A 22,375-nucleotide genomic window follows, 5' to 3' on the forward strand; every position below is an offset into this window, starting at 1 on the left:
TGAGTTTCTACTGCAGCAGTCGCTCTAACCCGCACTTCAGACTGGGAATTCCAAGCAAAACTCAGTATCCTGCGCCCCACATTTGCGCATCGACCCGCCCCCGCGGCTCAGAGAGCGCCCGACGCGGCAGACCAACGTCTGACCAAGTCCCACAGCCGGACGCAGATCCGGGTGTACGTTTTGAAGGCTGGCAAGGCTTACCAAAAATAGGCCAAGCCAGTCCCCGAGAAGCCGGCCACAAGCCGGCTTTTTAATGCCTGGGAAATGCCGCCCTCCCGTCTAGAACTCAAATCACCTCTTGTCCCGCACAGGCTCCAGTTGATACCGTAAAGACAATTGTCATTACAGGAATTTCATCATGGCCTCCATCAATATTCGAATTGATGACGAACTCAAGCAGCGATCCTTCGAACAGTTGGAAAAGCTCGGTGTAACGCCCTCCGAGCTATTGCGCCAAACGCTTCAATACGTCGCCGAGCGAGGCAAATTGCCGTTCAAGACTGCGTTGATCAGTGATGAAGATGAAGCACTCATCGCCGTAGTCACGGAACGCCTCGCTGCACCGCAGCGAGTCAAGGTCAGTCTGGATGACCTATAGTCTCGAGTTTGATCGTCGTGCTTTAAAGGAATGGGACAAGCTGGGCGACACAATTCGCCAGCAGTTTAAAAAGAAGCTCGCAGAGGTTCTCAAAAACCCTCGAGTAGATGCCAACCGGCTTCGCGAGCTCCCGGACTGTTACAAAGTGAAGCTCAAAAGCGCAGGCTACCGCTTGATTTATCAAGTACTTGATCAGGAAGTTCTGGTGTTCGTTGTCGCTATCGGGAAGCGAGAGCGAGAGGCTGCTTACGATGTCGCGCAAGATCGACTTTCGCCTCAACGCTGAACAACCTCGCCATCAATAACAATGAACAGATGACTCACGGATAACTGAACGACTTCACCAGCGTCAGTTCGCCGACTGCGCGCATCGGGATCAAAAACGTCTCCATCTTCTCGCTCGGCGTGCCTTCTTCAGTAATCACTGTCACCTGCGCCGTGGTCAGCGCCTGCACTGCTTCATCCCCGCCCTCGTCATCCCCGCGATACCCGCCGCCGTAATAATTCACATACACCAGGTATTGGCCCTTGATGGGCGCCGGCATGGCGAATATTTCCGGGCCATAGCCAGTGGTGACATCGACGTCGAGGGCGGCGCCGTTGGCGGCGCTGCGGTTGCCGTACCAGATGTGCGCTCCGTCAGGGGTGACGAGGTGCAAGTCGAGGTCGGTGCCGTCGCTGTCCCACGCCAGCAGCACGCGCAGTTTCGCCGGGGTGGCGCCGCCGCTGGTGTTGAGGAATTGCGTGCGGCGGCGTTGCTGGCCGTCGGGGCTGCGCACTTCAACGCTGTTGCTACCGTTGGGGAAAGAGAACGGACGGTCGAAGCGGCCGCTGTCGTCGATTTTCAGCGGCATGCTGACGCCGTTGACGATCAGCCGGCCCGGCTCGTTGCTCTTCGGTGTGGCTCTGATCTGGCCGCTGATGCGGGCGGTGTTGGCTTGACCAATCGGAGTGTTCACCGAGGAGGCCGGGTAGTTGACGGTCTGACGGAAGCTTTCGCCCTCGCCTTCCGGTGCGCCGCTGCGCCAGCCGCCGATCGGCGTGTCGAGTTTGACGCTGTCGGCGGCCATCGCCGGCGATAGCGCGGTCAACGTGCAGAGCAGCAGCAAGACCTGTGGATAACGAAGTGTCATGGTCTATTCCAGCAAAAGGTGACGGGCGAGCCCTTCGATGTAGGTTTCATCCTGGCCATTGGGATGTGCTTCAAAGGCCAGGTGCAGATATTCGTGAGTCAGGTCGAGGCGATCCTGCAAAGTCAGGACGCCGCGCACATAGATACGCTGGCGTTCGCGATCAACGAACGGGCGACCGAAAGCGAGTTTGCACACGGCGAACGTGCTGACTTCGTTGTAGCCGGTTTCGCTCTCCAGCTTCGGACGCCAGCCGCGTCGCTGCTTTTGCAGCCAGTCTTGCGCGGCGGGCAATGCCTCGCAGGAGGCGACCGGGTTGTCCCAACGGCTGAGGCTGGCGCGCGGGTAGGCATGCAGCAGAATGGCGTCGTAGCGCTGGCCGGAATTGGCTTGCTCAACGGCTTGTTGCCAAGCGAGTTTGTCCGGGCCGGGTTGATCGGAATGATAGGTGACGATGCTGCCGGCCAGTACCAGATCAGCGGTCCATGCGGCGATGTTGCGCGACTCGGCGGAAGCAGGACGTGGCGCGACCCGTTGACGGGTGCTGCTGTCGTCGATGCTCAGGCAGTCACCGTTGCGCGTGGCGTTTTGCAGCAGATAAGTGCGGATCGCCACAGCCAGGGCCTTGGCGGCTTCGGCGGGCTCGGGTTTGGCTTCGCGCTCAAGAACACGAGCGACGTATTCTTCGCGATCGAGCCTGGCGACGAGTTTGTCGTTGAGCAGAAACAGTTCGCCGTCGCTGTGGATATCCAGCGCGTTGCCGTTGGCGAATTCGACGCGGTAGTCGCCCTGTAACGGGCCGGAAGTTACCACCCGGTCACCTGCCAGAACGCGGGTGACCGGGTAGCGCGAGAACAGCCCGACCTCGACACAGCGCCCCGCCTCCGCCGGCCACGCCGCTGGCAACACCGTCGCCAACGCCTGACCGTAATGGCGCAGAACCATCTGACTGGTGCCACGCCCGCCCGCCCAGATCGGCGAACCATCGACCGTCCAACCGGCAAAACCACCCTGCCGCGAATGAGGATCCTGATCGCCGAGCCAGCTCCAGGTTTTCACCCGCAGGCGTCCGCCGAGTTCACCGACGACATTGCCGTCCGCTGCATTCAGCACCACATCGAGCAACACCCGGCGCATCTGATCCTGCGCTGGCAGCGAAGCCAACACCTTGAGCAAGTCAGCCACGGAAACTCGCGTGGCTGGCTGCACCGAAGGCAATTCCAGCAACCACGAAGGCGCCTGCCGCGCCTGCCAATAAGTTCGCCAATCCGCAGCCGCAATACCCAACCGCGCTGGCTCGAAATACAACCCGCAGGATTTCACCAACGCCTGATCACGCTCGATCTTGCCACCGGCCGAGCAGCAGTAGACTTCCTCTTTCGACTGCCCGCGACATTCATAAGCCGGCTCGCGAGCGCCGGTATCCACCAGCCACGCGTAAACAAACAGCTTCCACAGGCTGCCCACCGGCGTATCCAGCGACGACGACAACGGCTCACGAGCGACCAGTTGCGTCTGATTCAACGACAATAACTCACCCTTGTACGCCACGCGCAACGGCTCATCCTGCGCCGTCGCCAGCGCAGGAATCACACATATCAGCAGCCACAGCAGCGGCCGGGTCATGTCAGTTGACCGTGACCTGACCGAGGGCGGCTTTCGCTTCCTGGGCCTGATGCTGCGGCGCGTAAATCTGGGTGAAGCGCACCGGCGGCAGAGTGAACTGGCCCTTCTGCGAGAAGCGCACCAGATGACGCAGGCGCAACTCGCCACTCAGCGCATCCACCGGCACCGCGTAAGCCAGTTGCCCCGGCTCGAAACGCGCCTTCTCCAACGCGGTCGGCTCGGTGCCGTCCTTGCCCTGCAACTTGATTCCCCACGTGGTGCGTTCGACATCGGCACCCGGTGGCAGCGGCACTTCGAGCATGCCGTAGCGCAGCGGTTTCGGCGCTTTGCTGGTGAGGATCACTTCGTCCAGATACAGGCTGTCGCTGGACAGCGGCTTGGTGCCAACCGGCTCCAGTTTGAAGGTGAACGCTTCGTCGCCCGGCACCAATCGCGACAGGCGACGGGTGATGGTCACGGCCATTGGATCGACGGCGGGCTGCTGCGTCTGGAAGCTCAACGCTGCGCGCAACGGACGTTCCTGCGTTCCGGACACCGTCAACACGCTCGGCACCGGCGTCGCGCCTTGCCAGGTCCAGAACATCTCACCCGTCGCACCGTAATTTTTCTTCCAGCCTTCGCCCGGCGTCAGCGCGATGGTCGGCGAAGCCTGGGCGATGCTGCGTTGCAGCCAGGTCAGCGCCAGTGCACGTTCGAGGGTCGATTGCTGTGGCAACAAGCGTTGCAGCAACGCCGTCGCACGCGCCTGATCGAACGGTTGCAGGGACAGATTCAGCGCTTCGGCAAATGGTTGCGAGCTGACCGACAGACGTTGTTGCGCCGCGCCCACCTGACGATTGAACACGTCGGGCAATGCCACTTTCGACTGTGTGGCCAGCGTTGCGGTCAAGACTCGCGCTGCCGCCAGACCGAGCGCCGAATCCGGATCGCCCATCACCAGACTGTCTTCACCATCGTCCAGCAGCGTTTCGGCGTTGCCTTCACCGGCCTTGGCCAGATCGTCCATCAAGCCGCTGAGCAGCGTATTGACCGGCAAATGCATCTGCTTGGCGAACGACAGAATCAGCGCCCGTTGCAGCAACGGCGTGTTCGGCGCCTGCTTGGCGTAAACCTCCAGCACCCGCTGCCAATGCTCCGGCGGCAAGGTCAGTTCCAGCACCTGGCTGGCGTTCCAGTCGGCGTAATAGGCGTAGGCCGTGAGGAATGCATCCGGCTCGCCGTCGTAGCCCCACCAAGTGAAGCTCGCCGATGGCCCGGCCATTTGCACCAGACGCAAACGGCTGTTTTGCATGATCAGGCGCAAGCGGTCGCGGGTCTGCGGGCTCGACGCCAGTGATGGATAGGCGATGCTCAGCGGCAGCAAACGACTGGCGGTCTGCTCGACGCCGCCATACGGGTAGCTGAGCAGATCATCGAGTGCGGAACGGAACAGCGCTTGCGGACTGTCATCCAGACGCAGGCGAATATCCGTAGCATCCGCCGGCAGGCTCAGCGCGGTGTCGCCGCTGGCCACGTCGAGGCTTTGCGTTTGCGTGACTTGCCAGCCGTCGCCCGTCGCACTCAGGCGCACAGCGAGGGAATCCGCAGTTTTGCCGTCCTGTACCAGCTCGGCCGTCCACTCACCCGAAGCCAGCGCGAATGCCGGCAGCGGCAGGTAGTTGATGCCGTTGTTCAGGGTCACCGGGAGGCGCTGTTCGGCCCCGGCGTAATGAGTCACCAGTTCTGCTTTCACCGGTTTCTCGGCCTGACTGAACGCGAACACACCCAACTGCGGCTGATCGCCTTTGCGGAATTTGCTCGGCCCGCTCCATTTCAGGTACAGCGGTTTTTCCGAACGGACGAACTGCTTCTTCTGCCCGACCTGACCGTCATCGGCGATGGCGCGAGCGGTGATGCGCCAGCGGGTCAGCGAGTCCGGCATCTTGAAGGTGAAACGGGTTTTGCCGTCAGCACCGGTCAACAATTCCGGCTGCCATGCGGCGGTGTCGACGTCTTCACGACGCGGCCGCTCCAACACTTTCACCCCTCGCTCGCTACGGTTGGCCTTGCCCGGCGCACCCGGGCAGCCCGGCAACGCCACGTCGTAACTGATGAACGACAGGCTGGCGCTGGTCCGCACGTTGTTGCGGCGCGGGTGGTAGAAGAACTGGTCGATGGTTGGCGCGACTTCTGGTTGCAGCGCATAAACCATTTCGTCGACGACGCTGACGGTCAGATGCGCAGGAACTGCTTTGCCGGCGAACTGAGTAGTCAGGTCAACCGTAACGGTATCGCCCGGCAGATAGACCTGTTTGTCGGTGCTGATCGCCACGTCGATTTGCGGCGCGACAACCTTGATCCCGGCGTTCTGGAAGCTGTACTGACCGCCCTTGGTGTACAGCACGGAAAAGGTCAGGTTCGGCGCGAAGTTTTCTTTTACTGGAATGCGCGCGCGGTATTGGGTATCGCTGAGTTTTTCCAGTTTCAGCCAGTCACCACCCTTCGCCAGCAGCGCGGTGGCTTCGACCTTGTCGCGCTCCAGCGACAACAAGGCATCGCTCACAGGTTCCGGGAACGTGATCAACGCCAGCGCTTCATCGCCGGCCTTGTACTCGGGTTTGTCGAGGACGATTTCGACGGTGCCCGGCACCGCTTTGACGCCGTCGCCAGTGACCGAGTGGCCGGTGGCGCCGAGCACGCGACCGTGCTGATCTTTCAGGGTCAGGTTGTAAGTGCCCGGACGCTCGAACGCGAGGCTGAAACCTTTATCCGTCGAGGCGAGTTTGCCTTCGCCCGTGCTCTGATCTTCCAGACGCACCCAGCCATAGGTGCTCGGCGTCACCGCTTTGCCTTGCTCGCTGCCGCCTTCGTTGGCGTAGCTGAATGCGACTTTGTCGCCGACGGCGCTGAAGCGTTGCGGCGCGCTCAAGCGGAAGCTTGCGGCGCCACGGTCGATGAGGATTTCCTTGGTGGTCTTGACCCGGTACGCCGCGCCGTCACTGGCAAACACGGTGAGCATGTAGCGGCTCGGCTTGTCGGCGGCCGGCAGGTCGAGGGTCGCGTTGCCTTTGCTGTCGGTGGTCAGTTCGGTGCTGGTCAGTTCCACCGGGAATTGCCCGAGGTACTGCAGCTCGTTATCGACCATCGACAGTTGCTGGGCGCGCAGGCTCAGGGTCAGTTTGGCGTTGGCCACCGGTTTGCCGTCCGGATAGAGCAGCACCAGGCTGCCTTTGACTGGCTCGCCGGTACGGTAATCCTGCTTGGCCAGGTTCAGCGAAATTTCGAAGTGCGGTTTGATGTATTCGGCCACACGAAAGGCGCTGCTGTAGGCCTGATCCTTGTAGTTGAAGCGAATCTCGTAGCCGCCGGCGACGGCATTGTCCGGCAACTGGAAGCGCCCCTGAGTGCCGGCCTTCGAATCGAGTTTCAAATCGAGATGCTGCAATTCGGTGCCCGTCGCATCAAGCACGCTGACAGTGACGTCAGCCGCTCCCGGCAACACCGAATCCCGCGCGTTCTTGAACTCGCGGCCAACGATCTTCAGCGACACCCAATCCCCCGGGCGATATAGCGGCCGGTCGGTGAAGGCGTAGAGTTTGGTGTCGTAGATTTCGCTGTCGTAATAGAAGTTCTCGGAGACGAATACACCGCCCTCCTCGTCCTCGCCAATCACAAACGAACGCTCGGGACTGACGTGTTTCAGGCGCAGCAAACCATCGGCATCGGTAGCACCACTGCTCATCACGCCGAGGCCGTCAGTCCACAGCACATTAACCTTCGGCACCGAACTGCCTTCGTGTTTGCGCGCCGCCCAGACCAGCAACTCATCACCGGCAATCTTGCTCACGGCGACGGTGTTGGAGACGAAAACCATGGTGGTCGCGCGGTACTTGCCGATCAGCGCTTCGACCAGATACAGACCCGGTTTCAGGTTGCCCAACGGGATATAAACGTTGCCCGGCGCGACGCTGACGAAATCACTGGAAGAGCCGGCCAGATTGACCCCGGCAGGTGGTTGAATCGGTTTCGCCTGCCACAGCGGATAACGGAACTGGCTGACAACTGGCAGACCCGGAATCAGCGCAAATTGCGGCTGTGCGTCATACGGTGTCGGCGCTGCGATGGCATTGCCCATCTTCAGTTCCGGCACTTCTTCGGTGACCTGTTTGCGCGATTCATAGGAGAACGCGCGCTGCATCACTCGCCGGGATTTGCGATACCAGTTGTCCCACAGATACGCGAGGGTGTTGGACAGGCCTTCACCCTTGAACTGACCGTCGCTGACTACGCGATGCAGGTTCTTCTGGCGCTTGAGGAAGTCCAGCGGCTTGTCGATGCGGTACACGCGAATGTCGGCGCCGCCGTAAGGTTCCATGCGAAACCGACGGTAATCACGGCCCGGCGCTTCAAGGCGCACCATCGCCTGCTCGTCGGCGGCGAAACTGCTATCGGCCAGCAGGAAAAAGCTTTCACCGGATACCGGCGTGTAGTTGCTCGGCTCAACCGAGTCTTCGGCATTTACAGTCGCCACCGGCAGCAACAGCGCCAGCAGCAAGGAAACTCGGGAGCAGATACGCAACATGCGGGCACCGGTCATTGGGAGAGAAAGTTCAGTCGATAGACGCCGATGAAGTTGGGGTTGGCTGCGTCGGGTATCCATCGGGTGTCCTTCCATGTCATGAGTTGCTGCAGGCTTGCCGAACGCATGCCGTTGTCAGTGGGGGTGGTGGTGCCGGTGTGATAGGCGATGTAGCGGCCCATCCAGATCATCAGGTGCTGGTCGTCGCCCTGATCGAAAAACATCAGGTCACCGGGCCTTGCCTGCGACACATCGCGGCTGACCAGATGACTGTTGAACTGAATCAGTTTGATCGCGTTGACGTACGGCCCGACCTTGCCGCCACCCTGTTGCCATTGCTGGGCGAGCTTGCGCTGGTCATCGCTGAGCGACAGTTCCGGCGGCAGATAGCGATTGGACAAACCATTGCTGCGCAGCCATTTGTCGTCGTGGACTTTCAGCGCTTCGTTGGCGGCAAAACGCACCAGTCCCGCGCAATCCTGCTGATACCAGCGCGGGCTCGGGCCCTGGCTCAGTTGCTCCTGAGCGATGCGCACGAACCAGGCACGGAATACCTGGGATTGCGCCGGATCGAGAGCCGGTGCCTCGACGGCTCGGGCGCCCGCGCTCAGTAACAGCGCGAGCAGGCCGAGGCTGCGAATCAGTGCCGTCACAGCGCTTTCCATTCCAGCGGCAGCCATTGCCAGTGGCCGTCGGGCTCACTGCCTTCGGGCAACGTCAGGGCATATTTGCCGTAGCCGCCAAGGGTCCGCAGTTTCGGAATCAGGTAAGTCTGCGCGGCGTTGTAGAACACTGGCTCCATGTCCTGCGGCAGGCTGTCGAGGGTTTCCTGCTGCATCAGTTGCGCCATCGAATCCGGGCCGAAGTAGATCGGCATCAGCACATCTTTCGGCAGCACATCAGCCATCGGCGGGAAGCGTTTGTCGAGGGTACCGAGGGCTTTGTCGACCAGTTTGTCGTCGAGGGAAAACAGCAGCGTCGAGCCGTGGCGCGCGAGACTGACTTTCATGAACGCCTTGCCGCTGATCGCGTCCGGGTTCTCAGCATCCTTGGCCGCGTAGGGGCCGAAGTTGGAGCTGACCTGACGCTGCCAGACGTGGCTCTGGCCTTCCTGCTTCTCGATCACCGGGAACACACTTTCTTCGACGTTGGATTCGAACGCGCCGACCATCGAACCGAACAATTTGCCGAGATCACCATCGAGTTTGCTGCTGTCCTCGTCTTTCAGACTGGCGACCAACAGTGGCGTGTACAAGCGTGAGTCGGCGTACCAGCACAGGCCCGCCGCGCCGGCCACGTGTTCGGTGAGGGTCTGCGCCACGGCTTCTTCGGCGCCGAGTTTCACCAGCAATGGTTTTTGCGGTTCAGCGGCCACTGGCAGAGTCACGCAGGCGCTCGCGCCCAGCGGCATGGCTTTCCAGACCGGTTTGAAATCGAAGTCAGGCTGGTTTTCCAATTCGTCCATGGCCAGGTAGCTGTGCCAGCCCTTATCGTCCATGTCGAAGCGCAGCCCGGCGAAATTCGGGATGAATCGCTGGTAACCCATGGCGAGAACACTGGAGTTCACCGACAGACGTTGCTTGGTTTCTGGTGTCTTGGCCGGCAGACCAAAGGCTTCAGGGAACAGTTTTTCGCCGTTCAGCAGAGCCGCCAACGCTTGCGGCGAGACGTGCCCCGACTCTTCGGACGCGCCGCTTTGCGGGTCGTAATACTTGGCCGGATTGGACAGCACCACCAGTTTGTCGCCATGCGAGGCGAACAGCAGCGCTTTGCTGGCGTTGTAGGTGAGTTGGTACAACGGCACGGTGTCGCCACCGACCTTTATTTCTGCAATCTGGCTGAGCTGCGTGTCATCCAGCGCTACTTTTGCCAGCGGCTCCAGCAGTTTGGCCAGACCACCACGATCCATCACCAGCAGGAAATCCTTCAGGCGGCCATCAGCCCCGCGCCACAACGCCACATCCGCCGGCTGGTCGAAAAGCTGCTCGATCAAGCTGTCCTGCAACTTCAGATCATGCTCGTAGATGATCCGGCGCAGGCTGCCGATCAAGCCGAGACGATCGGCATGGGTTTCGTAATAGAAAACGAAATCTTCGGTGAGCGTGACCTTGAGGAACGGCACCGTCAGCAGGTCCTTGGGCAACTGGCTCAGGGAGCGGGTTTCCAGCAACGCGTCCGGACGGCTCAGGCCAAGCTTGTCGCCGGCCAATTCCGTCGGCGGTGCCTTGGGCTTGAGCAGCAGCCAGCCAAAACCACCCGCCACGCCGGCCACCAGGCACAGCCCGACCAGCAGCAGTGGCCAGCGCCGGGAAGGTTTGCCGGCAGGCGTTTCAACGGCCGGAGTAACAGTGTTATCACTCATGTTCACAAAACCCGAAGTTCATCCGTGGTGCGGGATGCTTAATAGTTGAAAGTCTTTACCAGCAGCAGATCACCGATCGCCCGCAGGGGCACGATGAAGGTCTCGCGTTTTTCGTCGACGGTGTTCTCGTTGAGTACCAGCGTGATTTGCGAAGTAATTACCTCGTTCTGGTTGCTGGTCTCCTCGAAGTTATAGCCGCCATCGCCAAAGTTGCCCCAATAGTTGACGTAAACCAGATAGGTGCCATGCAACGGCGCAGTCATGGTGAACATTTCCGGGCCGGGGCCATCGACGCCATCCGGGTCCAGACCGCCGCCGTTGGTCAACGCGGTATGCGCGAAGAACGCGTGTTGGCCGTCCGGGGTAATGATGTGCAAGTCGAGTTCGGCTTTGGGATCGTCCCAGCCGAGCACCACGCGAATTTTCGCCGGCGTGCGCAGGTTGTTGGCTTCATAGAACTGCACGCGTTTGAGCGACTGACCTTCGGCGCTGCGCACTTCGACACTGTTGGAACCGGCGCCGAACGCGTAGGGCCGGGCGAAACGCCCGTCATCGTCGGTGTACAGATTCAATGGGTTGCCGTTGACCGCCAGCGTATGCGGCCCACGCTGATTGCCAATAGCCTTGAGTTGGCCCTGGATCATCGTGCGATTGCGCTGGATGCCGCGATCGATTGGCGGCGTGGGATAGGCGACTTGCGGGTTTTCCGTGCGGTCGAGCAAACCGTGATAGCGCCAGCCGCCCACCGGTTCCGACATTTCCGCCGTCGGCGCCGCCAGCAGCGCAGGCGCGCAGGCCAACCCGATCAGCAGCATAAGAAATGAACGCATGTGATGCCTCCTGCCATGCCTGAACGAAACCTTGCACCCGATCCTCGGTACTTCACAGCGGTGAAAACTGCGTTTCGTCTGAAATACCCGTGACTGCCGGGTCGTAGAAGGCGCGAAGATTAGCCATTCGGCAGTTTTTTAACAATCGGATACATCTGGATTTGTTGTGGGAATCACGGCCCCGGTAGACGGTGAGCCGAATAGGCATCATATTCGGCTCACAAAATGAGCCGAATAGCTTTTCTATTCGGCTCACGCGCTCAGGAAACACACCTCATGGCGACTCTCTGGATCTGGCAGCAACCCGATTGGCCCGACTTCAACTGGCAGGCAGACCGCCTCACGCTGTTGCTGCGCGAGTGTGTGCAGGCGCAAGGCCAATTGCTGGGCATGGCCGGCTCAGTGAGCAATTCCCTGAGCGTTCAGTCCGAACTTGATGCCTTGCTGCAAAACATCGTGACCTCCTCGGCCATTGAGGGTGAGCAATTGAATGTCGGCTCCGTGCGCTCGTCATTGGCGCGGCGCCTCGGGCTGGAAACGGCTGATGACGATAACGTCAGTCCACGCAGTGAAGGCCTTGCGCGACTGATGCTCGACGCCACCCGGCGTTTCGCAGAGCCGTTGACGCTGGAGCGTTTGCTGGAATGGCATTCGCTGCTGTTTCCAGAACAGGAAAATGGTCTTTCCTCACGCGCAATCAATGTCGCTGCGCTGCGCGGTGATGAGCCGATGCAAGTGGTTTCCGGACGGATCGAGCGGCCGACCGTGCACTTCGAGGCCCCGCCAAGGCAAGGCCTTGAGCAGCAACTCGAGCGTTTCCTCAAGTGGTTCGAGACCAGTCAGCATGAAGCTGGACTCGATCCTCTGCTGCGCGCCGGCATCGCGCACTTCTGGTTTGTCACACTGCACCCCTTCGACGATGGCAACGGCCGACTCACCCGTTCCATTACCGATCTGGCACTAGCCCAGGGTGAAGCCCGGGCAATCCGTCTTTATGCCATGTCGGCCAGCATTCTCGACGATCGCGCCGGGTACTATCGGGCGTTGGAGTCGAGTCAGAAAGCTACGCTGGACATCAGCGAATGGCTGACGTGGTTCCTGCAGACTTTATTGCGCAGCTTTCGACAAGCCATCGCACGGATTGAAAGCGTGCTGGGAAAGACACGTTTCTGGCATACGCATCGTGAGTCCGAACTGTCGGTGGAACAGATCAAAGTGCTCAATCGCCTGCTTGACGGCGGTGAGCACGGCATCAGTGCGGCTCAATATCAGGCTGTGGCCAAGGTATCTAAAGCCACCGCGACCCGGCATCTGGCGGAGTTGCTGGAGAAGGGTTGCCTGCAACGATTGCCGGGAGGCGGCCGCAGTACGCGGTATCAGATCAGCTACCCAACCTAGAGCAATAAGAAGATCACTGTGGCGAGGGGATTTATCCCCGTTCGGCTGCGAAGCAGTCGTAAACCGTTACCCACGGTTTTCCCTGAAAAAACCGGTCGGCTGTTTTTGGGGTTGCTGCGCAACCCAACGGGGATAAATCCCCTCGCCACAAAGATATACATATGGTCTTTGAACCAGCCACCTCATTTGCCCACAACCCCCCTATCTGCTAGTGTCGCGCCGGTTTAACGTCAACCGGAAATCGCCGCCATGGCCCGCAAAAAAGCTGCACTGGATTTCGAACAGTCCCTCGCCGACCTGCAAACACTGGTCGAGCGTCTGGAGAACGGTGAATTGTCGCTGGAAGACTCGCTGACCGCTTTCGAGCAGGGCATCGGCCTGACCCGTGATTGCCAGGCAGCGCTGGCGCAGGCCGAGCAGAAGGTGCAAGTGCTGCTGGAGCGCGATGGCGAACTCGCCGAGGAACCCTTCGACGCGGAACAGCCAGAATGATTGCAGCGTATACAGCGTCCAGCCAGGCCCGGGTCAACGCGGCGCTGGAAACCCTGTTCAACGCGCCGCTGCCGGAACTGGCGCGTCTGTATGAGGCCATGCGCTACAGCGTGATGAACGGCGGCAAACGCGTGCGTCCGCTGCTGGCTTACGCCGCGTGTGAAGCGCTCGGTGGCAAGGCTGAGCAGGCTAACGGCGCCGCGTGTGCGGTTGAGCTGATCCACGCTTACTCGCTGGTGCACGACGATCTGCCGGCAATGGACGACGACGATCTGCGTCGCGGCCAGCCAACCACTCATAAAAAATTCGATGAAGCCTGCGCGATTCTCGCTGGCGACGGCTTGCAGAGCCTGGCCTTCAGCGCCCTGCTCGACCCGCGCCTGAGTGATTGCACCAGCGACATTCGCCTGCAAATGGTCACTGCACTGGCGCATGCCGCAGGCCCGGCCGGCATGGTCGGCGGTCAAGCCATCGACCTCGGGTCGGTCGGCCTCAAGCTTGATCAAAAAGCCCTTGAGCAGATGCACCGGCACAAAACCGGCGCGCTGATCGAGGTCAGCGTCAAACTCGGTGCACTCGCCAGCGGCCGCGCCGAGCTGGACGAACTCAAAGCCTTGCAGACTTATGCACAGGCCATCGGCCTCGCCTTCCAGGTGCAGGACGACATTCTCGACGTCGAAAGCGATACCGAAACCCTCGGCAAACGCCAGGGCGCCGATATTGCCCGTGACAAGCCAACCTACCCGGCCCTGCTTGGTCTCGACGCCGCCAAGGCTTACGCGCTGGAACTGCGTGATCAGGCCCTGCAGGCCCTGCGACCGTTTGACGCGGCGGCCGAGCCGTTGCGCGAGCTGGCCCGGTATATCGTCGAGCGCCGCAGCTGACGGCGTATCAGCCAAAAAAAACCAACGCGTGGGCAGGGGCCGATGCATCAGGTAAACTGCCGCCTCTTCTATACCTATAACGATTCGCCTGATGCCCACGACGTTTCATGAGATTCCCCGCAAGCGCCCGACCACGCCCCTGCTCGACCGCGCGAATACGCCGGACGGCCTGCGCCGGTTAGGCGAAGCCGAGCTGGAAACCCTGGCCGATGAGTTGCGCCTGGAATTGCTCTACACGGTCGGTCAGACCGGTGGGCACTTCGGTGCTGGCCTGGGCGTGATCGAGCTGACCATCGCGTTGCATTACGTCTTCGACACGCCGGACGACCGGTTGCTGTGGGACGTCGGTCATCAGGCGTATCCGCACAAGATCCTCACCGGTCGCCGCGAGCGCATGGGTACGCTGCGCCAGAAGGACGGCATCGCTGCCTTCCCGCGCCGCGCCGAGAGCGAATACGACACCTTTGGCGTCGGCCACTCCAGCACCTCGATCAGCGCTGCGCTGGGCATGGCGATTGCCGCCCGCCTGCAGAACAGTGATCGCAAGGCGATTGCGGTGATCGGCGACGGTGCACTGACCGCGGGCATGGCGTTCGAGGCGCTGAACCATGCGCCGGAAGTCAACGCCAACATGCTGGTGATCCTCAACGACAACGACATGTCGATCTCGCGCAACGTCGGCGGTCTGTCGAATTATCTGGCGAAGATCCTCTCCAGCCGCACTTACGCGAGCATGCGTGAAGGCAGCAAGAAAGTCCTGTCGCGCCTGCCCGGCGCCTGGGAAATCGCCCGTCGCACCGAAGAGTACGCCAAAGGCATGCTGGTCCCCGGCACCCTTTTCGAAGAGCTGGGCTGGAACTACATCGGCCCGATCGACGGCCACGACCTGCCAACCCTGATCGCCACGCTGCGCAACATGCGCGATCTGAAAGGCCCGCAGTTCCTGCACATCGTCACCAAGAAAGGCAAAGGCTTCGCTCCGGCGGAAGTCGATCCGATCGGTTACCACGCGATCACCAAACTGGAACCTGTCGACGCTCCGGCTGCTGCGCCGAAAAAGGCTGGCGGCCCCAAGTATTCGGCAGTGTTTGGCGAATGGCTGTGCGACATGGCGGCGGCTGATCCACGTTTGGTCGGTATTACGCCAGCAATGAAGGAAGGCTCGGATCTGGTGGCGTTCAGCGAACGTTTCCCGCTGCGCTACTTCGACGTGGCGATTGCCGAGCAACACGCGGTGACGTTCGCCGCCGGCATGGCCTGCGAGGGCGCGAAACCAGTGGTGGCGATCTACTCGACGTTCCTCCAGCGTGGTTACGACCAGTTGGTGCATGACGTCGCAGTACAAAACCTCGACGTATTGTTCGCCATCGACCGCGCAGGTCTGGTCGGTGAAGACGGCCCGACCCACGCCGGCAGTTTCGATCTGTCCTATCTGCGCTGCATCCCGGGCATGCTCATCATGACCCCGAGCGATGAAAACGAACTGCGCAAAATGCTCACCACCGGCCACCTCTACAACGGCCCGGCGGCTGTGCGTTACCCGCGCGGTAACGGCCCGAATGCGACCATTGAGAAAGATCTTCAGCCGATTGAAATCGGCAAAGGCATCGTCCGTCGCCAAGGCAGCAAAGTCGCTTTGCTGGTGTTCGGTGTACAACTGGCCGAAGCGCTGAAAGTCGCCGAGAAGCTCGATGCGACTGTGGTCGACATGCGCTTCGTCAAACCCCTCGACGAAGCATTGGTACGCGAGATTGCCGGCAGCCACGAATTGCTCGTGACCATCGAAGAGAACGCGATCATGGGCGGCGCCGGTGGCGCGGTCAGCGAATTCCTGGCCCGCGAGAACATCCTCAAGTCGATGCTGCATCTGGGCTTGCCGGATATCTACGTCGAGCACGCGAAACCGGCGCAAATGCTGGCCGAGTGCGGACTGGATGAAGCAGGGATCGAAGCGTCGATTCGTCAGCGTCTGGCCTTACTCGACAAATAAACGCAATACCCTTGTGGGAGCGAGCCTGCTCGCGAATGCGGACTGTCAGTCAAATCACTGCTGACTGACCCAGCGCATTCGCGAGCAGGCTCGCTCCCACATTTGATTTGTGTACACCTGAAGCACCAGTGGACTGTCCATGAAACTCTCGCGCCTCGCCCTGCCCCTTATTCTGCTGCCTGCTGCCAACGCTTTCGCCGACACATTTGAACGTGACCAGGCGTTGAAGCTGCCGGACATGCTGATCTCCGCCAACCGTCAGGTCGAAGCGCGCAACGACAGCAGCGCCGCCAACACCGTGTTCACCCGTGAAGACATCGATCGCCTGCAACCGAGCGACGTACCGGATCTGCTGCGGCGCGTGCCAGGCGTGCAAGTGGCGCAGGCTGGTGGGCGCGGCAGCCTGCCGGGGATCTACATTCGCGGCACGCAATCGGCGCAGAGTCTGGTGTTGGTCGACGGCCAGCGCATCGGCAGTTCGACTTCCGGCGACAGCAATCTGCAACACCTGAACATCAATCAGATCGAACGCGTGGAAATACTGCGTGGTTCGCGCTCGGTGATTTACGGCAGCGACGCGATTGGCGGGGTGATTCAGATTTTCACCCGGCGCGGATCCGAGCAAGGTTTGCAGCCACGCATGCATGTTGGCTTCGGCAGCAACCAAACGTGGGAACGCAGCATCGGGCTGTCCGGTGGCGATGACAAAACCCGCTTCAACCTCGGCGCCAGCCTCGATGAAACTGCCGGGATCGACCGTACCCACGAGTCGTATCCAAGCGATGGCGATCACGATGCCTATCGCAATAAATCGGTCAGCCTGAGCCTCAGCCACGCGCTGACCGATGACATCGAAGTCGGCGCCAATCTGCTGGATAACCGTGGCAAGAGTGAGTTCGACAACCCGTTCGGCCGCTTCGACATGAACACCTTCGAATCGGTCCAGCAGCAGCCCTACAGCGATTTCAACGTCAGCAGCGTCAGCAGTTACGTCGATGCCCGGGTCAACGAAACCTGGAAAACCCGCGTCGAAGTCGGCCACACCGAAAACCGCGAAAAGACCCTCGACAAGCTCAGCGACGAGCGCACGGTGTTCAACACCTACCGCGACTCGGTGAACTGGCAAAACGACCTGACCCTGGATGCGCGCAACAGCTTGATCCTCGGCGGTGACTGGTACGAAGACCGGGTCAACAGCAGCACTGCATTCGACGAGGACAGCCGCTGGAACCGCGCCGCGTTCATTCAGCATCGTTATCAGGCCGACAGCTTCTCCACCGAGCTGGGGTTGCGCCACGATGACAACCAGCAATTCGGCAGCCAGAACACCTGGAGCGGCACGTTCACCCTGCCGCTCAACCCCGACAATGACCTGTTGCTCAGCTACAGCGAAGGCTTCCGCGCGCCGACCTTCAACGACCTGTACTACCCGGACTTCAGCAACCCGAACCTGAAACCGGAAACTTCGAAGAGCTATGAGCTGCAATGGCGTAGCCAGTTGAGCGACAGCAGCAGACTGGAGGCCTCGCTGTATCGTACGGATCTGCAAGACGCGATTATCTTTGGCAGCAATTCACGCCCGGAGAACGTCGCCTCGGCGCGGGTCAACGGCTTTGAAGCGGCGCTGAAGCAGGAGTTGTTCGATTGGCAGAGTAACCTCGGTGTGTCGATCATCGATCCTCGCGATCGTGATACCGGGCATACCTTGGCGCGGCGTGCACGGCGCACGTTGAGCTGGGATCTGGATCGGCAGTTTGACCAGATCGGCGTCGGTGCGAGTTGGCAGGCGGTGAGCAGCAGTTATGACGACCTAAAAAATGAAAACCCGCTGGGCGGTTATGCACTGTTCGGGTTGCGCAGCAGCTGGACGCTGAACCGCGAGATCAAGCTGGATCTGAAGGTCGACAACCTGTTGGACAAGGGTTACAGCCGCGCGAATTACAGCTACGACGGCAGCCAGTATGGTTATCGCGAAGAAGGCCGGACGTGGATGTTTGGCGTCACCTGGACACCTCAACGCTAAGACTTTCCACCCTCACTGGTGGCGAGGGGATTTATCCCCGTTCGGCTGCGCAGCAGTCGCAATAAACGCCGACGCGATCAAACTGAAAAAAGCATTGGCAGATTTTGGCGCAGCTTCGCAGCCCAACGGGGATAAATCCCCTCGCCACAAGTTATTGGCTAGGTGCGATCAACTGGCAGAGTTTGGCGGTGGCGTCGATCATCTGGCCGCTTGGGCGTTCGAGACCTTTGTCGGTGACCAACAGTAATTGCTGCTGCTTGACGGCGGCTACCTGCGGCCAGGCGTTCCACGCTTTCAACTGCGCCTGATCACCCGCCAGAATCACTTCCGGATCTCGCTGCAATACCGCTTCAATACTGACTTGCGGCGCAGGCAAGGTCAGGTCGCTGAACACATTCCGCGCCCCGCACACCTCCAGCGCATCACTGATGATCTGCCCGCCACCGACGGTGTACAGCGGCTTGTCCCACACCTGATAAAACACCCGCAACGGTACTTCCCGGTGATAGCGCTGGCGCAGATCGGCGAGTTTTTGCCGCAGATCAGTAGCCAGTTTCACCCCACGCTCAGGCCTGCCCAATTGTGTGGCGATGGCTTCTATCTGCGTGGAGAGTTGATCTAAAGAATGCGGTTCGGCGACGAAGGTCGGAATACCCAAACGCTTCAACTGATCACGCTGTGCCGGGCCGACGCTGCCGGGCCAGAGCAGCAACAAATCAGGTTTAAGGCTCAGCAACTGTTCCATATCCAACTGACCGTAACGACCCACCGACGGAATGTTGGAAATTTCCGCAGGACGTTCACCGGCATCCAGCACCCCGACCAACAGGTCAGCCGAATCCAGTTCAACGACAATTTCAGACAGGGACGGTGCGAGGCTGACCACCCGCAGGCTCGCTAGCGCCGGAGCAGTGACGGCCAACAGCACAACCGCCAGCCACAGACGGCGCATCAGCCGAGTTGACGCGGGATACGGTAGAGATAAAACAACACGGCGGTGGACAGCGCCAGCAGCATCAACGGCACCGCTTCGAGACCGACGAATACTGCCAATGCTCCGATCCAGGCCGGCAAGGCTGCCGCGAGGAACGCGGAGCGCCGAGTCGCGGCGAGGGCAATCCAGGCTGCAGGCTCTTCAGGGGTATCGAGGGCTTTTTGCGTGGCGATCAATGCATGTTTGTAGCGGCCAAAAAACTTCAGGCTGACAAACATCGACGCCACACCGGCAATGAACAGCGGCATCGCCAACACGGGCAGAATCGCCTCGCCCTGGCCGAACAGAGCGTTGAGGACAAAGAGCGGCACCAATGCCAGCGCCAGGTATTTCCACCACGCGACCGACAGCCGGCGCCGCACCTGACCGCGCGTCACGCCCGGTCTACCTCGCCTTGATGCTCGTTGCCCATCATATGATCGAGTTTGCTGGCCTTGGTCGCCAGGTACAGCTTGTTGTGCGGATTGTGCCCGGTGTGCAACGGCACGCGCTCGGCGACGACGATACCCATGTCGGTCAGGGCTTTGACCTTGCGTGGGTTGTTGGTCATCAGGCGCAGGGATTTCACGCCCAGATGCTCAAGCATCGGCAGGCACATGGCGTAGTCACGCTGGTCGGCGGCGAAACCCAGCCGCTCGTTGGCTTCAACGGTGTCGGCGCCGCCGTCCTGCAATTCGTAGGCGCGGATCTTGTTCAAAAGACCGATACCGCGACCTTCCTGACGCAGGTACAGCAACACACCACGGCCCTCACGGGCGATGGCTTTCAGCGCGCCTTCGAGTTGCGAGCCGCAGTCGCAACGCTGACTGAACAAGGCATCGCCCGTGAGGCATTCGGAGTGCAACCGGCCGAGTACAGGGGCACCGTCGGCAAACTCACCCAGGCTGAGCACGACGTGCTCGCGGCCGGTGGCTTCATCGAGAAAACCGTGCATGGTGAATTGCGCAAAAGGCGTTGGCAGCTTGGAAGCGGCGACAAAAACGACAGGCACCGGTGTGCTCCTGATCTAAAAAGTCTGAAGATTCGCTGGGCGGCATTGTAACAGCAGCTTTGGGCAGGCGCTTAGGCTGAATTATCGGGCATAACGATCAAAAAGTTTGATATCTCCCCCACGGACATTGCGTCTCCCTTGTAGGAGTGAGCCTGCTCGCGATGGCGGTGTGTCAGCTACATCAACGTTTGAATGAGACCGCTATCGCGAGCAGGCTCACTCCTACAAAGGATTTGCGCAGGGCTTCAGTCAGAGACGAATGGGTAGGGCTGCTTCCACTTCTCGAAGATCGGCTTCAACTCGCCGCTCTTCACCAACTGGTCCATGCGCCGGTCGAACAAACCCATCAACGTGCGCGCCTGCGGCGTATTGGCGAAGCACAGATACAGCGGCAATTCGGCGATATGGGTTTTGCGAAATTGCGTTGGATCCTTCGCCCGACTGACCACGTAATCGACTTCGGTCTGCGCGTCGATGTAATAGTCGGCCCGATTGTGGGTCAGCATCGACAAAATCCCGGTGCGCCGGATGACTTCGTTGTAGCTGTGCACATTGGGCAAGTAACTCTGATAGTCGTAGCCGCGCACCCAGGCCAGACGATAGTTGCCGAGGGTTTCCGCGGTCGGCGCCGGGTTGCTGGCAAGCCCCAGGGCGTAGATATGATCGGTGTCGAAGTTCCAGCGCGGATAAAGCAGATCGCTGGCCTCTTCATGATAGGAGCCGACGCAGGCATCGATTTCACCGCGCTGCGCCAAACCGACGGAACGGGTGTAGGGCTCGGTGCGGATATCCAGCGTTACGCCGGCGGGTTCGAAGACCTTGCGCAACACGTCCCAACCCAGGCCATGGCCATCGGCGGCGGTGTAGTCTTCCCAGTCTTCGCTGGCCAAATGGATGACCGCAGGCGTCGGCGCAGCGTCTTGCGCACTGGCCACAGAGCCCAGCAGAGCAAAAACCACCACCGCCAACCAGCCTCGCGCCATCCCTAGTCCCCTCACTTGATCCTGATCACCCTGACAATCAGGCGAAAATCCACACCAGTCCCTGCATGGTCAGCCAGGCGAACACACCCGCCAGCACATCGTCGAGCATGATGCCAAAGCCGCCGTGGACATGCCGGTCGATCCAGCGGATCGGCCAGGGCTTGAGAATGTCGAAGAAGCGGAACACCAGGAACCCCGCGAGCAACCAGTACCAGCCTTCCGGTACCAGCCACAGAGTGATCCACATCCCGACCATTTCGTCCCAGACGATGCCTTCGTGGTCATGTACCCGCAGATCGTCGGCGACTTTGCCGCACAGCCAGAAGCCGAACAGCATGGTGATCCCGAGCATCAGCCAGTAACCCCAGTCGGGCAGCATCTGCCATAACGGGATAAAGGGTAGCGCAACTAACGACCCCCACGTACCCGGCGCCTTTGGCAAGGTGCCCGAACCGAAGCCGAACGCAATGAAATGCCAAGGATTGCGCCAGACCGACGGCGGCACGAATTCCCCCGGCACCTGTTTCGGGTGATCTGTCACGGTGACTCCTGAAAATGTTGGTAACCGCGGATTTGCGGGGTGATGTCACGCCCTTCGCGATCGAGCAGCGCCACGCCCTGCCCCTCTGTCACACGGCCGACGACATGGATCGGCCAGCCGTCCGCCAGCAGCGCAGGCAACTCGACGGACGGTAGCGTGAAGGCCAACACATAATCATCGCCACCGCTCAGCGCTGCACGCTCGGCGCCGCGCTGGCCGAGAAACGCGACTAAGGCATCCGACAGCGGTACGCGCTCGCGTTCAATCTCAAGCCGCACTTTCGACGCCAGCGCGATATGCCCGCAATCGGCGAGCAGGCCGTCGGAGATATCCAGCGCTGAAGTGGCTTTGCCGCGCAAGGCCTGACCGAGGGCGAGTTGTGGCTGCGGGGACCAGTAATGGTTGAGCAAGGGCTCGGCGATCTCGGTGTCGGCCTCGCGCTGACCGAGCACCAGCGGCAAGGCACCGGCGGCGTTGCCCAGCTCACCGCCAACGCACAGCAGGTCGCCCGGCTGCGCGCCGCTGCGGGTCAAGGCATGGCCTGTGGAAACGCGACCGAACACGGTGACGGTCAGGCTTAACGGCCCGCGCGTAGTATCCCCGCCAATCAACGCCACACCGCAACTCTGCGCCATACGGTTCAAACCGCGGGCATAAGCCTGCAGCCAATCGGCGGTTATCGTTGGCACAGTCAGGGCAAGGGTAAAGGCAATGGGCGTAGCACCCATGGCGGCCAGATCGCTGACCGCGACGGCCAGCGAGCGCTGACCGAGCAAAAACGGATCGCAGGGGTCGGCAAAATGCACACCGGCCACCAGCGTATCGGTGGAAATCGCCAGCTGTTCCCCGCAGGGAACCGCCAGCAAGGCGCAGTCGTCGCCAATCCCCAGTGCAACGCCCTCGCCGCCCTGCGCACAAGGCGCGGCGGCGAAGAAATTGCGGATCAGCTCAAACTCGCCCATTGCGATATCAAGC

Annotated in this window: 19 protein-coding genes; 7 read left to right on the top strand and 12 right to left on the bottom strand. The window is 60.7% G+C overall.

All coding sequences use genetic code 11. The features are described 5' to 3' along the window. Positions 1-358: 358 nt before the first annotated feature. Together JFT81_RS20135 and JFT81_RS20140 are read left to right on the top strand one after the other, a co-directional pair. The gene (locus JFT81_RS20135; protein ID WP_201198182.1) at positions 359-598 is read left to right on the top strand and encodes a type II toxin-antitoxin system RelB/DinJ family antitoxin; all 240 of its coding nucleotides are present in this window, start codon (positions 359-361) and stop codon (positions 596-598) included. After that, entirely contained in the window at positions 588-884 is a 297-nt protein-coding gene (locus JFT81_RS20140; protein WP_201198183.1) for a type II toxin-antitoxin system RelE/ParE family toxin, read from the top strand. The genes JFT81_RS20135 and JFT81_RS20140 overlap by 11 nt, the downstream gene beginning before the upstream one ends. Before the next feature lie 34 nt (positions 885-918). Here the strand turns inward: JFT81_RS20140 and JFT81_RS20145 are convergent, their stop codons facing one another. From JFT81_RS20145 to JFT81_RS20170, 6 genes are read right to left on the bottom strand one after another with little or no spacing between them, the layout of a single operon-like run. Further along, positions 919-1,731: a DUF2135 domain-containing protein gene (locus JFT81_RS20145; protein ID WP_201228651.1), complete on the bottom strand. Its 813-nt coding sequence runs from the start codon at positions 1,729-1,731 to the stop codon at positions 919-921. Between the two features lie 3 nt (positions 1,732-1,734). Continuing rightward, positions 1,735-3,354: a DUF2300 domain-containing protein gene (locus tag JFT81_RS20150; RefSeq protein WP_201228652.1), complete on the bottom strand. Its 1,620-nt coding sequence runs from the start codon at positions 3,352-3,354 to the stop codon at positions 1,735-1,737. A gap of 1 nt (position 3,355) precedes the next feature. Then, entirely contained in the window at positions 3,356-7,930 is a 4,575-nt protein-coding gene (locus JFT81_RS20155; protein ID WP_201228653.1) for an alpha-2-macroglobulin, read from the bottom strand. After that, a complete protein-coding gene (locus JFT81_RS20160) occupies positions 7,927-8,577 on the bottom strand; it encodes a DUF1175 family protein (protein WP_129395691.1) in 651 nt (216 codons plus the stop codon). Before JFT81_RS20160 ends, JFT81_RS20155 begins: the two co-directional genes overlap by 4 nt. Continuing rightward, positions 8,562-10,274 carry a DUF2138 domain-containing protein gene (locus tag JFT81_RS20165; RefSeq protein WP_201228654.1) on the bottom strand — a complete coding sequence of 571 codons (1,713 nt, stop codon included), beginning with the start codon at positions 10,272-10,274 and terminating at the stop codon, positions 8,562-8,564. Before JFT81_RS20165 ends, JFT81_RS20160 begins: the two co-directional genes overlap by 16 nt. A gap of 38 nt (positions 10,275-10,312) precedes the next feature. Further along, positions 10,313-11,104 (bottom strand): DUF2135 domain-containing protein, encoded by a 792-nt coding sequence (locus JFT81_RS20170; protein ID WP_201228655.1) that lies wholly within the window; start codon positions 11,102-11,104, stop codon positions 10,313-10,315. A gap of 276 nt (positions 11,105-11,380) precedes the next feature. Here JFT81_RS20170 and JFT81_RS20175 point away from each other — a divergent pair, with 276 nt between their 5' ends. The 5 genes from JFT81_RS20175 (at position 11,381) to JFT81_RS20195 (ending at position 17,891) form a co-directional block, all read left to right on the top strand. Further along, positions 11,381-12,502: a Fic family protein gene (locus JFT81_RS20175; protein WP_201228656.1), complete on the top strand. Its 1,122-nt coding sequence runs from the start codon at positions 11,381-11,383 to the stop codon at positions 12,500-12,502. A gap of 249 nt (positions 12,503-12,751) precedes the next feature. Then, the gene (locus tag JFT81_RS20180; RefSeq protein ID WP_003228627.1) at positions 12,752-12,994 is read left to right on the top strand and encodes an exodeoxyribonuclease VII small subunit; all 243 of its coding nucleotides are present in this window, start codon (positions 12,752-12,754) and stop codon (positions 12,992-12,994) included. Then, positions 12,991-13,878 (top strand): (2E,6E)-farnesyl diphosphate synthase, encoded by an 888-nt coding sequence (gene ispA, locus JFT81_RS20185; RefSeq protein ID WP_201228657.1) that lies wholly within the window; start codon positions 12,991-12,993, stop codon positions 13,876-13,878. The genes JFT81_RS20180 and ispA overlap by 4 nt, the downstream gene beginning before the upstream one ends. A gap of 91 nt (positions 13,879-13,969) precedes the next feature. Continuing rightward, a complete protein-coding gene (gene dxs / locus JFT81_RS20190; protein WP_201228658.1) occupies positions 13,970-15,868 on the top strand; it encodes a 1-deoxy-D-xylulose-5-phosphate synthase in 1,899 nt (632 codons plus the stop codon). Positions 15,869-16,007: 139 nt separating this feature from the next. Continuing rightward, entirely contained in the window at positions 16,008-17,891 is a 1,884-nt protein-coding gene (locus tag JFT81_RS20195) for a TonB-dependent receptor (RefSeq protein WP_201228659.1), read from the top strand. Positions 17,892-18,042: 151 nt separating this feature from the next. On the opposite strand, the gene JFT81_RS20200 is transcribed toward JFT81_RS20195, so the two are convergent. The 6 genes from JFT81_RS20200 to thiL all read right to left on the bottom strand — a co-directional run bounded on the left by JFT81_RS20200 (position 18,043) and on the right by thiL (position 22,362). After that, positions 18,043-18,843: a cobalamin-binding protein gene (locus tag JFT81_RS20200; protein WP_201228660.1), complete on the bottom strand. Its 801-nt coding sequence runs from the start codon at positions 18,841-18,843 to the stop codon at positions 18,043-18,045. Beyond that, positions 18,843-19,262: an MFS transporter gene (locus tag JFT81_RS20205; RefSeq protein WP_201228661.1), complete on the bottom strand. Its 420-nt coding sequence runs from the start codon at positions 19,260-19,262 to the stop codon at positions 18,843-18,845. The genes JFT81_RS20200 and JFT81_RS20205 overlap by 1 nt, the downstream gene beginning before the upstream one ends. After that, a complete protein-coding gene (gene ribA, locus JFT81_RS20210; protein ID WP_201228662.1) occupies positions 19,259-19,876 on the bottom strand; it encodes a GTP cyclohydrolase II in 618 nt (205 codons plus the stop codon). Before ribA ends, JFT81_RS20205 begins: the two co-directional genes overlap by 4 nt. Positions 19,877-20,121: 245 nt before the next feature. Continuing rightward, positions 20,122-20,859, bottom strand: a complete 738-nt coding sequence (locus tag JFT81_RS20215) for a transporter substrate-binding domain-containing protein (protein WP_201228663.1) — start codon at positions 20,857-20,859, stop codon at positions 20,122-20,124. 37 nt (positions 20,860-20,896) lie between these two features. After that, the gene (locus tag JFT81_RS20220; protein ID WP_201228664.1) at positions 20,897-21,400 is read right to left on the bottom strand and encodes a phosphatidylglycerophosphatase A; all 504 of its coding nucleotides are present in this window, start codon (positions 21,398-21,400) and stop codon (positions 20,897-20,899) included. Next, the gene (gene thiL / locus JFT81_RS20225) at positions 21,397-22,362 is read right to left on the bottom strand and encodes a thiamine-phosphate kinase (protein WP_201228665.1); all 966 of its coding nucleotides are present in this window, start codon (positions 22,360-22,362) and stop codon (positions 21,397-21,399) included. The genes JFT81_RS20220 and thiL overlap by 4 nt, the downstream gene beginning before the upstream one ends. Positions 22,363-22,375 lie beyond the last annotated feature (13 nt).

Source organism: Pseudomonas sp. TH43 (genome assembly GCF_016650635.1).
In the GTDB taxonomy this organism is placed as follows: Bacteria; Pseudomonadota; Gammaproteobacteria; order Pseudomonadales; family Pseudomonadaceae; genus Aquipseudomonas.

Excerpts from the sequence above, each read along its gene's own strand:
- JFT81_RS20180 (WP_003228627.1), top strand. The coding sequence starts at position 12,752 with ATGGCCCGCAAAAAAGCTGCACTGGATTTCGAACAGTCCCTCGCCGAC.
- JFT81_RS20160 (WP_129395691.1), bottom strand. The coding sequence starts at position 8,577 with ATGGAAAGCGCTGTGACGGCACTGATTCGCAGCCTCGGCCTGCTCGCG.
- JFT81_RS20195 (WP_201228659.1), top strand. The coding sequence starts at position 16,008 with ATGAAACTCTCGCGCCTCGCCCTGCCCCTTATTCTGCTGCCTGCTGCC.
- JFT81_RS20150 (WP_201228652.1), bottom strand. The coding sequence starts at position 3,354 with ATGACCCGGCCGCTGCTGTGGCTGCTGATATGTGTGATTCCTGCGCTG.
- JFT81_RS20140 (WP_201198183.1), top strand. The coding sequence starts at position 588 with ATGACCTATAGTCTCGAGTTTGATCGTCGTGCTTTAAAGGAATGGGAC.
- JFT81_RS20175 (WP_201228656.1), top strand. The coding sequence starts at position 11,381 with ATGGCGACTCTCTGGATCTGGCAGCAACCCGATTGGCCCGACTTCAAC.
- dxs (WP_201228658.1), top strand. The coding sequence starts at position 13,970 with ATGCCCACGACGTTTCATGAGATTCCCCGCAAGCGCCCGACCACGCCC.
- JFT81_RS20165 (WP_201228654.1), bottom strand. The coding sequence starts at position 10,274 with ATGAGTGATAACACTGTTACTCCGGCCGTTGAAACGCCTGCCGGCAAA.
- thiL (WP_201228665.1), bottom strand. The coding sequence starts at position 22,362 with ATGGGCGAGTTTGAGCTGATCCGCAATTTCTTCGCCGCCGCGCCTTGT.
- JFT81_RS20200 (WP_201228660.1), bottom strand. The coding sequence starts at position 18,843 with ATGCGCCGTCTGTGGCTGGCGGTTGTGCTGTTGGCCGTCACTGCTCCG.
- JFT81_RS20215 (WP_201228663.1), bottom strand. The coding sequence starts at position 20,859 with ATGGCGCGAGGCTGGTTGGCGGTGGTGGTTTTTGCTCTGCTGGGCTCT.
- JFT81_RS20170 (WP_201228655.1), bottom strand. The coding sequence starts at position 11,104 with ATGCGTTCATTTCTTATGCTGCTGATCGGGTTGGCCTGCGCGCCTGCG.
- ispA (WP_201228657.1), top strand. The coding sequence starts at position 12,991 with ATGATTGCAGCGTATACAGCGTCCAGCCAGGCCCGGGTCAACGCGGCG.
- JFT81_RS20135 (WP_201198182.1), top strand. The coding sequence starts at position 359 with ATGGCCTCCATCAATATTCGAATTGATGACGAACTCAAGCAGCGATCC.
- JFT81_RS20145 (WP_201228651.1), bottom strand. The coding sequence starts at position 1,731 with ATGACACTTCGTTATCCACAGGTCTTGCTGCTGCTCTGCACGTTGACC.
- JFT81_RS20155 (WP_201228653.1), bottom strand. The coding sequence starts at position 7,930 with ATGACCGGTGCCCGCATGTTGCGTATCTGCTCCCGAGTTTCCTTGCTG.